Origin of the sequence: Legionella gratiana (assembly GCF_001467695.1) — a bacterium.
GTDB classification, from domain to species: domain Bacteria; phylum Pseudomonadota; class Gammaproteobacteria; order Legionellales; family Legionellaceae; genus Legionella; species Legionella gratiana.
The window spans coordinates 622,470-634,259 of the sequence record NZ_LNYE01000022.1; the positions used below are offsets into that span (position 1 = coordinate 622,470).

The window sequence follows — 11,790 nt, forward strand, 5'->3', positions numbered from 1 at the left end:
CTCTATGACCTTAGTCATTTTCTCGATATTCACGTTCTATTAACTCAATTTCCTTAATGACATGCGTATTACGTTCCTCCAACTGTGTATTAAACCAAGCATCCAAGATCTCATTAGCCAAATCTTGAGTTAACAAACGATTCGATAAAGCCAAAACATTCGCTCTATTCCAAATTCGTGCTCCCTTTGTAGTTTGAGCATCTGTACATAAAGCAGCTCTTATTCCTGGGATCTTATTCGCAACAATAGAAATACCTGTACCCGTCCAACAAAAGAAAATTCCCTCATCACATTCGCCACGTTTGATCGCTTCAGCAGCAGCTCGAGCAGTTTGAATCCATGATTCAGTACATCGGGATTTAAGAGCCCCAAATGGAATAACCTGATGACCTAAACGTTCCAATTCTTGAACAACAAAATCATTAACAGGGTAAAGCTCATCACTACATACTGCAATTTTCATTGAAGCTAGCCTCCTTTAGCGAGTATTTTGAACTTATGACTTCTTGCGTTGCATAATTTGAGAAAAAAACTCAGGTTTGTTCAAACCTATAGACGCAAAAATTTGTGGTACCCTATCCCAAGCCCCCTCCTGCTCAATGCTGGCAACAACTAACTCAAACCCTGCCTTTTTATCGGTTTCTAATCCCCAACCATTAATAAAACAAAGCCCTCGTAAACGCTTCGCAACAACATGACCTAATGCGATTGCAGCGGACAAATAAGCATGAGCTTCCTCAAACAGCTGATTGCATTTTTTCAGATTCGATTCGCTTTTAAAAACCCCTTCATTTTCTAAGTTTTGTCTGAATTTTGCTTCTTCAAGAATCATTTGACCTAATTGATAATTAGCTTCTGAATCATCAAGAGCAGCCGCTGCCCTGTAACACTCCATATACATTACCTGAGCAAACGGAAATTTTTTTTTGCCAATTAACTTACGATAAATGGACGCTAATTCATAATAATATGAAATTTCTTTTTTGAGTACTTCATCACCAGGTTGATTACTCACCCGATTAGCCTGCATTGCTTTTATTTTCTTAACAATTCGTTTGATTTGCCAACGTTTTAAATAAGCCATAATGACTCCTACACTATTTTGTTAAGATTGAATAAGATATTGTAATGAAAAAATAAGAAAAACAAACAGAATCATTAAGCCTAGAATTTTAAGTGCAAAAACCATTGACTCTCGTCGTGCTCTTCTTTTTTCTTGATTATAAAGTTTCCCTTGTTCTTCCTCGCTTTCTTGCTCTTCTTTATATATTTGATTATCGATGTAATTTGAAACTACATATGAAATAAGACCAGTAATAGTACTTGGGATAAAAAAGATAAGCCAAACCATCGTTTTACTAGCCTCTATACTGTAATCATATTCCTCTTGAAATAAGTTCAACAGCGCTAAAATAAAATATGGAACATTATAGTTTAGATCCCAAATGAAAAACGGCAAAATATATACACTAAAAACAAATAATCCCAGGCTAATCATTAAACAGATCATACCTAAGATATAAAGTTTTTGATTACGACTGAATCGATCCTGTTCCATATCTACCCTAAAACATTACTTCTTGTTAATTTTAAGATAGCAGATAGACGTAAAGAAGTACACTTACTGGTTATATTAACTAATTCATTTTAAAATGGATTATGTATCTTTATTTTTAACTCAAGGGCGTCACATGAAACGTTATGTTTTTATGATCTCAGATGGTACAGGAATCACAGCTGAAACTTTAGGTCATAGTTTAATTACTCAATTCGAAAATATAAAATTTGAGCGACTTACCATTCCTTATGTTGATTCCTTAAAAAAAGCCGAACAAGTTGTTCATCAAATTGATAAAGCGTGTAATGAACAAAAAGTTAAACCATTAGTATTTATGACTTTGATTGATCCTGAAATAAGAAATTATTTAAAAAAAGCAAATGCGTGCGTATTTGATTTATTTAGTACTTTTATTGGACCTATGGAAGAAGAGCTCCATGAAAAATCTTCTTATACAGTTGGACGAACTCATGGAGTAGTCAATAATAAACTCTATTTACATCGGCTTGAAGCAATTGATTTTGCGTTATCTCATGATGATGGCATCAAAACTCGTGGATATGATAAAGCAGATATTATTCTTATTGGCGTTTCACGTTGTGGAAAAACACCCAGCTGTTTATATATGGCGTTACAGTATGGAATTTTAGCTGCAAATTATCCGTTCACAGAAGAAGAAATGATTGGTTTTAAGTTGCCTGAAGTACTCAGACCCTATAAAAATAAACTGTTTGGATTAACCATTGACTCAAAACGTCTACAACAAATTAGAGCAGAACGTAGGCCTAATAGCAAATATGCTTCTCCAGAACAATGTCGACTAGAGGTATCTGAAGTTGAAGCTATGTACCAAAAAGAAAGAATTCCTTATATTAATTCAACCAAATATTCGATTGAGGAAATATCTACCAAAATCCTTGCTGCATCGGGAATACAACGTAAAATCTAATTAACACTTACGAATTATTTTGCAGTGCTAGGAAATTCTGCATTACAGTCGTATCGACTGTCATTGCTTAAAAAAGTCTTACAACTTTGGTTAATGGTATATTTTACTGTAGTCGCGTCAGGCACAGCATCATTTTTCTTGGAATACATTTGCCAAATAATTACTCCATCACTTTCTTTCTGTTGTTGAAGAATTTGATCGACTAACTGATTTGTAAGCTGTAATTGGCCATTAATATTTTTTGGATAAGCCGGTTGATTGACTTCAAAACCAAATTGTATTTTTGATTTAATATTATATTTAGCAGGCAAGAAAGTGACTTTGCCAATATTATCTATTGTTAAAATAGGCTTACTCTCATGTTCTGATTTGAGCCAATTACTATAGTCTTTCATATAGGCACTGACCTGTCCTGGTAAATCTAAAGGCCCATTTGCATAGGGGGCACATAAAGCTTGATTATCGCCACAAAGATCATAAGTCATTAATCCTAAACTATCAAAGCGCGAAACAATCGCTTCATCCTTGTTCGCTAAGCTATACCACAAACCTTTTAAATTACCTTTCCACCAAAGACCGCCTTTTGTATAAATATCAGCCAATCTATCACCATAAACAAAACCTGTAATAGGACGAGCTCCGACTGGTGGAGCAGCTGTAGCAAATTTAAGATATTTTGCGCCAGGATCATCAATGATTGCATGCAAAATAGCATGTACTTTTTCCACAGTTTTGGGCATGACAAAAGAAGAGCCTGAGCCTGTACCATACTTCATTAAATTGTTATAAGTCGGTCCTCCTGCTTTTAAAATACTTTGTGCAATATCTGTTGACCATTCACCGCTTGCACTTGGTCCCCAATTTATCGCGTATTTATCAGCATGCCAAAATTCTTCATAATCAATGTCGATCCCATCTACACCTAGATCATTAGCTAGTTTAATTAAATTCGCATAAGAAGTTTTTGCTTTAGAGGCCTGCGCTTGATCAGTAGGATCAGGAAACCAGTCGTAAAAAATATTATGAGTAGGTGAAGACAGAGGACCACATGCTTCTTTGTCTACGTCAATGTTACAACTGTAATTCCAACCACCTACTGACAAAAAAGTTTGAATTTGCTTCTCTTTCGATAAGTTGATCGCTGCCTTTAATGCCTGAAAAGCTTGCGCCCCTTTTCCATCATGATCAGTGTAATAACCTAATATCCCCGTACCTGCAAGGTTACCAGACAGATAACTAATTAATGTCGGTCTCACAAATGAAAAAAGAACACGATTAAAATTAGCTTTTTGAATTTTAGTTAAATCATTTACGTATTGCTGCAATTGTTCTGGTGTATCAATAAGTAAATAAACAGAAACAATTTTCTCACCTTGACTAAAATCTGTATTCATTAATGCTGCATTTGCGAACTTCGAAAATAACGTAGGAGAACAACTAAATATCAATGCAGCATATAATACAGAAGAGGAAATCCTTTTTAAGTTCATTATCTTAGTCCACAATTAAACCTCCATGGTTAAATTATAATCACATATTAAGGATAAGCAAATTTCCACAGGCAATTGTTATGTCCCTGGATCATGATGGGTGTACAGCGAGACAAGTTTACGAAAATAATTCAGAACACATAAACTTAGTTGATACATTTAAAGAGGGTAAACAAGGTTTAGTTGATGAAATTAAGTGATATCTTAGTGATAGTACAAAAGTAATTCTTTGCGTTGGTTCTAATCGACAAGATATACATAAAGATTTAGAAAATTTGAATTAAAGCATTGAATCATAATTTCCAATAACAACGAATCATGGCCTACTCTGCCCGCAAAACTTATCACCGATTTCAATTGAGTATGCCGAAATTCCAGAAAATTTCAGGTAACTATTGAACAGTTACCTGATAATTAAAATTCAATTCTTAAGAGCTCATTTTAAATGAGCTCTTTTTACTTTTAATCCTGCTTACTCGATAGATCCAAAACCTTCAGAACCCAAGCTCTATACTAGAACTTCAAGCGTATCAGGCAGTAACCCATAATTGCATAAAATCATCAACTTTCATTGCCGCAAGTACATTTGTATCACTCATGACCTGGATGATTTTCGCTACACGTTCATCGGAAAATTGGGTATTCAAATTCTTTTTAAATTTAGATAATAAAACAGGGATACCTTCTTCACGTCGACGTTTATGGCCGATTGGATATTCAACAGTTATTAAATCACTTTCGCTCCCATCTTTAAAAATCAATTTAATACTATTAGCAATTGAGCGCTTTTCTGGATCATGGTACTCGCGAGAAAAAAGTTCATTTTCAGTAACATGCATTTTTGCACGCAAAGCATCAATTCGAGGATCAGCAGCCACATCATCTTCATAATGTTCTGCTTTTAAATCTCCGAATAATAAACCTATAGCCACCATATACTGCAAACAATGATCGCGATCCGCAGGATTATGCAAAGCACCTTGTTTACTAATAATGCGAATTGCAGACTCATGGGTTACCAGATCAATTCTAGCTATATCATCAAACCGATGTTTTACAATGGGATGTAACTTTACAGCACATTCCACAGCCGTTTGTGCATGAAACTCGGCCGGATAGGAGAGCTTAAATAAAACATTCTCCATCACATAGCTTTCATAAGGGCGTTGAAACTTAAACGGTTTTTTGCCAAATAGAACATCATAAAAACCCCAAGTGGGTACAGTTAAAGCACTTGGATAACCCATTTCTCCGGCTTTAGCAATTAAGGCTAATCGTACTGCTCTTGATGTTGCATCTCCTGCTGCCCAAGATTTTCGTGATCCTGCATTTGGCGCATGTCTGTAAGTTCTTAGGCTTTGGCCATCAACAAAAACTTGAGATAAAGTTTTAAGCATCATATCTCTGTCAGCACCTAAGAGTTGGGCTGCAACAGCTGCACTAGCAATTTTTACTAAAAATACATGGTCCAAACCGACACGGTTAAAACTGTTTTCAAGAGCCAAACAACCTTGAATTTCATGTGCTTTAATCATGGCAGTCAGTACATCTTGCATTAAGATTGGCGCCTTACCTTGAGAACAATTTTGTCTGCACATATAGTCGGCAACTGCGAGTATGGCACCTAAATTATCAGAAGGGTGGCCCCATTCAGCAGCAAGCCATGTATCATTGAAATCAAGCCAACGAATCATAGTTCCAATATTAAAAGCCGCCTGAACCGGATCTAATTCATAAGTTGTGCCAGGAACTCGTGCCCCACCGGCGAGGACGGCTCCGGGAACAACGGGGCCTAAGAGCTTAGTGCATTCAGAAAAATTGAGCGCCAGAATCCCGCAGCCAAGAGTATCCATCAAACATAATCGTGCTGTCTCATAAGCTACAACACTGTCAATTTTTTTATTTAATACATAATCTGCAATATCTATCATCACCTGATCATAGTCAGGCTTAATATTATCTTCGACATAACCGTGCATATGTTCCTCTTATATCGCTGTTCAGTTAAACACCCTACTCTATAGCCTGGGTACAGCAGCATAATCCAGGTTTTAAGAGTCGGAAAATCCAGGTTAAGGCTTCGCCTTCATCTGGGCTAAGTCATTTAATGGCGATGCCACTGACTGGTTCTATTTTTAACAAGCAATTAACCTCTTTCTTCAATTGGAGGAAATTTTTGAGGTTCTGGACCAGTATACTCAGAAGTAGGTCTTATAAGCTTATTATTGGATCTTTGTTCAAATACATGTGCAGCCCATCCTGTAATACGAGACATCACAAAAATTGGCGTGAATAAGAAAGTAGGAATGCCGCAATAATGATAGGCTGAAGCACTATAAAAATCCAAATTGGGGAATAGTTTTTTCTCATTCCACATTACTTCTTCAATCCGTTCCGAAACATGATATAAAAGAAGATCATTTTTCTCTTCACCTAAACGAAATGACCACTTTTTAATGATATCAGAACGAGGATCACTCGTAGTATATACCCTATGACCAAATCCCATAACGAGTGCTTTGTTAAGCAACATTTTTTTCAATTCGGTTTCTGCTTCATCAGGATTTTTAAACCGCTCTATAAGTGCCATTGCTGCCTCGTTAGCACCACCATGTAAAGGACCGCGTAATGTACCTATAGCACTAGTAATTGCAGAATAAAAATCAGCAAGTGTTGCAGCAGTGACACGTGCAGCAAAGGTTGATGCATTAAACTCATGTTCCGCATATAAAATCAAAGATACATTCATCATCTGAGATTCTGCTTTACTTGGTTTTCTACCATGCAGTAATGTAAGAAAATGTGCCCCAGTTGTTTGTTCCTCGCTTAAACCAGATATCTCTTTGTTTTGGAAATGCCACGCATACCAGTAACACATCATTCCTGGGAACAAAGCTAACAAACGATCAGCGATTTGATGTTCTTGTGAGAAACTTTCTTCAGGCTCAATATTCCCTAGAAAGGAGCATCCAGTTCTTAGTACATCCATCGGATGCGTGTTTTTAGGGATCATCTTGAGTATCGATTTTAAACTCTCAGGCAATGTTCTAAGACTAACTAATCTTGCTGTATATTCAGTTAATTCTTTTTGAGTAGGTAACTTTCCATAGAGCAATAAATACGCCACTTCTTCAAAAGTAGCGTATTCTGCTAAATCATCAATTGAATAACCTCTATAATTAAGCCCTTTCCCCGCTAGTCCAACTGTGCAAATTGCTGATTGACCAGCAACCACACCGGCTAAGCCGCCGCTTTTAACGCTCATTATCTTCCTCCATCAATTGGTCTAGTTTTAGTTCATATTGATAATAACCAAGTACCTCGTATAACTCTTCTCGAGTTTGCATCTTATCAAGCATGGTTTTTTGCGTTCCATCATTAAGAATTGTGCGATAGGTATCTAAAGCAGCTTGAGACATAGCTCTAAATGCACTTAAAGGATATAAAATTAAAGATACCCCTACGTCATTAAGTTCTTCCCGACGAAACAAAGGCGTTTTGCCAAATTCAGTAATATTAGCCAGAACAGGGACGTGAACTTTTTGAGTAAACACATGATATTCTTCTAAGCGAGTCATAGCCTCAGGAAATATCATATCGGCACCCAACTCGATACAAAATAATGCCCGTTCAATCGCTGCATTCATTCCCTCAACTGCATAGGCATCGGTTCTCGCCATAATCACAAAATCGGGATCTTGCCGCGCATCCACAGCTGATTTAATTCTATCCCCCATTTCCTTCATAGATACAATTGCTTTATTAGGTCTATGGCCACATCTCTTTGCAAGAACTTGATCTTCAATATGAATGGCAGCAACTCCGGTCTTTTCCATGAGTTTTACTGTGCGAGCAATATTAAAAGCATGTCCCCATCCAGTATCTACATCTACAAGAAGGGGTAAAGAACAAGCCTCGGTGATTCTTCGTGCATCTTCAAGAACTTGTGATAAATTAGTCATACCAAGATCGGGTAAACCATAAGAAGCATTCGCGACTCCAGCTCCAGAAAGATAGATTGCTTTAGCTCCAGCAAATTGCGCGAGCATAGCAGAATAAGCATTAATTGTACCTAATACAGGCAAGGGTTTGTGTTCTTTGATTATTCGTTTGAAATTTTTGCCTATAGAATCGGCCATCAACTGTCACTCCTTGAACTTTAAAGCATAGTATTATGCGCTAATGAGAGATTCATCTCAATCGATTTTCACCTTACCCCTAATTATATTTTTACGCAAAAAACGTGCAGGAGATAAGGCGTGCTGTAAATTTCTTGGTAAAAAACTTAGTTCATCATTAATTAGAGAAGCTAACCATTCAGCACATAAAGGAATAGAGGTAAGTCCTCTTGAACCAAAACCAGCACAAGCATACAATCCGGGATAATAAGGTCCACCTTGTGGAATCCATCGTTTTGCATTTGTTTCTAATCGTGCATAATGCTCAAGAAATTTTTCGGCATTAGCAATTTTCCCTACTAAAGGGAGATAATCAGGCGTTGAGGCTCTAATTCCGGACCAATGACCGGTTACAGTATCAGACCATAAACTATTAGAGCTAAACTGCTTTAGCTTAGTCAAATTAGTCTGATCATCCTCGTATTTGATTTGCGCTATCGAAGAATTTAATTCATAAGTAGCACCTACCTGATGCGTGTCATTTAGTGCGGGCAGTACATGTCCCTCAGCGCATAAAGGTACTTTTAACTGAGCACTTTGTTGTGTCGATGCAATTGCCGTCATTTGGCCACGAATAGGCTTGATAGGTAAGTACTCCGTTTCTTTAAAGGAATTTATTTTATGTCCATTCGCTAAAATGAGCACTTCTGTTTCCAAATCATTAACGACCCAGCGCTTGTCAAATGTCAAATGCGTCACAGATGTATTTGTGACTCGAGAAACTCCATCTGTATTCGCTAGAAACTGGCATAAAGCGGGTGAATTGATCCACCCAGATAAGGGTATAAATAATCCGGAGTCTGATAATGAAAATCCTGCTAACTCCGATGCTTGTTCTTTTTCGAGTAACACCCCTAACTCAGGGTAATGAAGAAGCCATGTGCGTAAACTCTCTTGCGCCGCTTTTTCTTTTTCATTATATGCAAGCAATAAAGCTCCATTTAATTCACCAATTTTGCTCTGATTTAAAATACACTGATAGGTTCGCACAGCATATAAAAATGCTGTTAACATAAATTGAGTGAGTGGAGCACTGTAAGCAGATAATTTAGGAAATAAAACCGCTTGCTGATTTGCCGACCCTCCATGACCTACTTCGTTTAACTCATCAATCACGGTTACTTTCCAACCTTTTCTCGCTAGAGAAAAGGCAGTAAAACAACCAGCCAAGCCTGCTCCTACGATAACAGCTGATTTATTAAAAAATTTTTCTGGTTTGCCTGTATGCCAGGGTGTATGTCGTTTAGTAGTTATTTGTCCTGGCAGCTGGGTAAAGCGACCACATATCATATGTCGTTTTGCGCCAAATCCTTTTCTTTTCTCAATAATGAAACCACGCTGGCTTAAGCTTGTTCTCACAGATCCTGCCGCTGTATAGGTTGCAAACGTAGTATTTTCTTTAGATAACAGCGCGATTACATTGATTAAAGAATCAGACCACATACTTTTATTTTTTGCTGGTGCAAAACCATCAAGATACCACGCATCGACATAAGAAGTTCTCAATTCACATTCAAGATGCGATTCACCGCAAATCAATAATTGTTCATAGCATTCAAATGCATCACCAAGCATTAAAGTCAGAGTAACTCTTCCTTCACAAAATGAAAAATGGTGATATCCAGGGGTTAAGACGGGATAGTTTGCGATAAGCTGCTTGGCTTGTTTTATCAATTGGGGCCAGGAAGCAAGGCTTTTTGTCAAATCGGCAAGAGAAAGTGGATGTTTTTCGCAAGAGATAAAATGAAGTCGGCACAATGACGGTGCGTACTGCTCCCATAAATGCCAACTTAAAAGAAAGTTTAAGCCAGTACCAAAACCAGTTTCACCAATGGTAAAAATCCTCGGAATATTCTTGGAAAAAGATTGCCAACGCTCAATGAGATTATTTCCATGAACAAACACATAAAGACTCTGCTCTATTCCTCCATCAGAAGAATGATACACATCATCATATTGAATTGAAACAGGCAAAGCTCCACACCAATCAAGCTCTGCCTTTTTAATAGGTACAAAAAAATTACTCACATACAACTACTCGATTCGTAGTCATTGCTTTTGATTCCTGTAACTCAATGAGCTTTTTTTCTTGAAGTAATTCCCGTAATTTTGGAATTAGAATGAAAAGCACAATTGAAGAACCAATAGCAAATAACCCTAATATTAAAAATACATGGCTGTAACCACTATTGGTAAGTAAAGGCGAAACACTATTTTGCCCAGCGATCATCAAATTTGAACTATAACTGGATAAAGTCGCCCCAACACCTGAATTTAACATCCACATTCCCATCATCACCCCCTGCAATGAAGTGGGAGCTAAATAGCCTATCATAGCATAACCAATTGGTGAAATTAAAAGTTCACCAATACTCTGTAAGATATAACTAAAAATAATCCAATTTGGACTAACTAAACCTTCAAAATTTGCATAAGCTATTCCTATAGGCAGTATGGCAAACGCAACGCCAATAAAGAGCAATGCTAAAGCAAACTGAGTTGGAATATTGATTTGCACCCCATTTTTTCGCATTCTATGCAACAATAAACCTAATAAGGGACCACCAATAACAATAGCTACCGTATTAATGTTCTGAAACCATTGTGGTGGAATAATCCAACCAGCATATTCTCGCTGCACATTATGATCAATAAATACAGTAAGTCCCATGGGCGCTATTTGATAGAGCATCCAAAAAATTGTACCGACAATCATCAGCACAGCAAAAGCAACTATTTTATCACGAGCTTCCTTAGTAGGCTGTTGCCTTGCAAGATAGAGGATGACTCCTAACATCACAATGCCTGTAATTAAAACTAATTTTTTGGCCCAGTCTGCATACTGCAACATCTCACCTAAAAAGAAAGGAAGCAACAGAATGAAGAACACACCCCAAAAAATAGATCTTTTTTGATTAAGTTTGTCTTTTTTAGAAAAGATCGTTTCTCTGTCTGATAATTGTTGCCAACAGTACAAACAAATAATCAACGCAACTAAATTACCTAAACTACTGAGTAAAAAAAGACGCTCATAATTTTGAGTCAGCTGAAAGATACCGCTTAAACTAAAACCAACAAAAAAGCCAATATTCATCCCTGCATAATTCATAAGAAATGCTGTTTCACGGCGAGTATCCTCAGGGGAAAAGCGCTGGGTAAGCATGCAGTTTAAACAAGTCACGTTCAAGCCAGAACCCGTTAGAAAAGCAGCCAAACCATAATACAAAAATGTCAAATCACTCAATGATAACAATACACAACCTATGATTTGCGCCACCATTCCAGCGCAAAACAAAGCCCGATTAGATAATAGACGTCCCCCCCAAAAACCACCAAGCAAATGTAATCCGTAGTTAAAAGCAATAAAAACACCCATGATGCTATTGGCAGAACTAGCTTGTAACCCAAGCTTACCCATCATGAATAAAACCAAGGTTGAATAAAGGACACTAAAACTTAAAGTAGATACTATCTGAATAAAAAACAAAGGGATAATCCCTTGTGGCATTGCTTTTATAAACTCCTTTTTACGGGTCATTATTGACGTCATGACTTTCCTTGTTAGCTCAAGAACGTTTACGAATATGACATGTGAAAAAATCACTGTCTAGTATT

General features: G+C 37.1%; 10 protein-coding genes. 1 reads left to right on the plus strand and 9 read right to left on the minus strand.

Annotation, left to right across the window (positions count from 1 at the left end; genetic code table 11):
* Positions 1–10: 10 nt before the first annotated feature.
* From Lgra_RS10460 to Lgra_RS10470, 3 genes are read right to left on the minus strand one after another with little or no spacing between them, the layout of a single operon-like run.
* Positions 11–463 carry an RpiB/LacA/LacB family sugar-phosphate isomerase gene (locus Lgra_RS10460; protein ID WP_058499185.1) on the minus strand — a complete coding sequence of 151 codons (453 nt, stop codon included), beginning with the start codon at positions 461–463 and terminating at the stop codon, positions 11–13.
* 33 nt (positions 464–496) lie between these two features.
* Positions 497–1,084: an SEL1-like repeat protein gene (locus Lgra_RS10465; protein ID WP_058499186.1), complete on the minus strand. Its 588-nt coding sequence runs from the start codon at positions 1,082–1,084 to the stop codon at positions 497–499.
* A 21-nt stretch (positions 1,085–1,105) separates the two neighbouring features.
* The gene (locus Lgra_RS10470) at positions 1,106–1,558 is read right to left on the minus strand and encodes a hypothetical protein (RefSeq protein ID WP_058499187.1); all 453 of its coding nucleotides are present in this window, start codon (positions 1,556–1,558) and stop codon (positions 1,106–1,108) included.
* A 133-nt stretch (positions 1,559–1,691) separates the two neighbouring features.
* On the opposite strand from Lgra_RS10470, the gene ppsR reads away from it, so the two are divergent.
* Positions 1,692–2,507: a posphoenolpyruvate synthetase regulatory kinase/phosphorylase PpsR gene (ppsR, locus tag Lgra_RS10475; RefSeq protein ID WP_058499188.1), complete on the plus strand. Its 816-nt coding sequence runs from the start codon at positions 1,692–1,694 to the stop codon at positions 2,505–2,507.
* A gap of 14 nt (positions 2,508–2,521) precedes the next feature.
* Here ppsR and Lgra_RS10480 read toward each other — a convergent pair whose 3' ends face one another.
* The 6 genes from Lgra_RS10480 to Lgra_RS10505 all read right to left on the minus strand — a co-directional run bounded on the left by Lgra_RS10480 (position 2,522) and on the right by Lgra_RS10505 (position 11,683).
* Complete coding sequence (locus Lgra_RS10480) at positions 2,522–3,997, minus strand: glycoside hydrolase family 18 protein (protein WP_058499189.1); 1,476 nt, start codon at positions 3,995–3,997, stop codon at positions 2,522–2,524.
* A gap of 530 nt (positions 3,998–4,527) precedes the next feature.
* Entirely contained in the window at positions 4,528–5,976 is a 1,449-nt protein-coding gene (locus Lgra_RS10485) for a bifunctional 2-methylcitrate dehydratase/aconitate hydratase (protein WP_058499190.1), read from the minus strand.
* A 167-nt stretch (positions 5,977–6,143) separates the two neighbouring features.
* Entirely contained in the window at positions 6,144–7,262 is a 1,119-nt protein-coding gene (gene prpC, locus Lgra_RS10490; RefSeq protein WP_058499191.1) for a bifunctional 2-methylcitrate synthase/citrate synthase, read from the minus strand.
* Positions 7,252–8,136, minus strand: a complete 885-nt coding sequence (gene prpB / locus Lgra_RS10495) for a methylisocitrate lyase (protein ID WP_058499192.1) — start codon at positions 8,134–8,136, stop codon at positions 7,252–7,254. The genes prpC and prpB overlap by 11 nt, the downstream gene beginning before the upstream one ends.
* 57 nt (positions 8,137–8,193) lie before the next feature.
* Complete coding sequence (mnmC, locus tag Lgra_RS10500; RefSeq protein WP_058499193.1) at positions 8,194–10,203, minus strand: bifunctional tRNA (5-methylaminomethyl-2-thiouridine)(34)-methyltransferase MnmC2/FAD-dependent 5-carboxymethylaminomethyl-2-thiouridine(34) oxidoreductase MnmC1; 2,010 nt, start codon at positions 10,201–10,203, stop codon at positions 8,194–8,196.
* Positions 10,196–11,683 carry a peptide MFS transporter gene (locus Lgra_RS10505; RefSeq protein ID WP_172468416.1) on the minus strand — a complete coding sequence of 496 codons (1,488 nt, stop codon included), beginning with the start codon at positions 11,681–11,683 and terminating at the stop codon, positions 10,196–10,198. Before Lgra_RS10505 ends, mnmC begins: the two co-directional genes overlap by 8 nt.
* Positions 11,684–11,790: the final 107 nt, after the last annotated feature.

Coding starts and splice junctions, on each gene's coding strand:
- prpB (WP_058499192.1), bottom strand. CDS start 8,136: ATGGCCGATTCTATAGGCAAAAATTTCAAACGAATAATCAAAGAACAC.
- Lgra_RS10505 (WP_172468416.1), bottom strand. CDS start 11,683: ATGCCACAAGGGATTATCCCTTTGTTTTTTATTCAGATAGTATCTACT.
- Lgra_RS10465 (WP_058499186.1), bottom strand. CDS start 1,084: ATGGCTTATTTAAAACGTTGGCAAATCAAACGAATTGTTAAGAAAATA.
- Lgra_RS10470 (WP_058499187.1), bottom strand. CDS start 1,558: ATGGAACAGGATCGATTCAGTCGTAATCAAAAACTTTATATCTTAGGT.
- ppsR (WP_058499188.1), top strand. CDS start 1,692: ATGAAACGTTATGTTTTTATGATCTCAGATGGTACAGGAATCACAGCT.
- Lgra_RS10460 (WP_058499185.1), bottom strand. CDS start 463: ATGAAAATTGCAGTATGTAGTGATGAGCTTTACCCTGTTAATGATTTT.
- Lgra_RS10485 (WP_058499190.1), bottom strand. CDS start 5,976: ATGCACGGTTATGTCGAAGATAATATTAAGCCTGACTATGATCAGGTG.
- prpC (WP_058499191.1), bottom strand. CDS start 7,262: ATGAGCGTTAAAAGCGGCGGCTTAGCCGGTGTGGTTGCTGGTCAATCA.
- Lgra_RS10480 (WP_058499189.1), bottom strand. CDS start 3,997: ATGAACTTAAAAAGGATTTCCTCTTCTGTATTATATGCTGCATTGATA.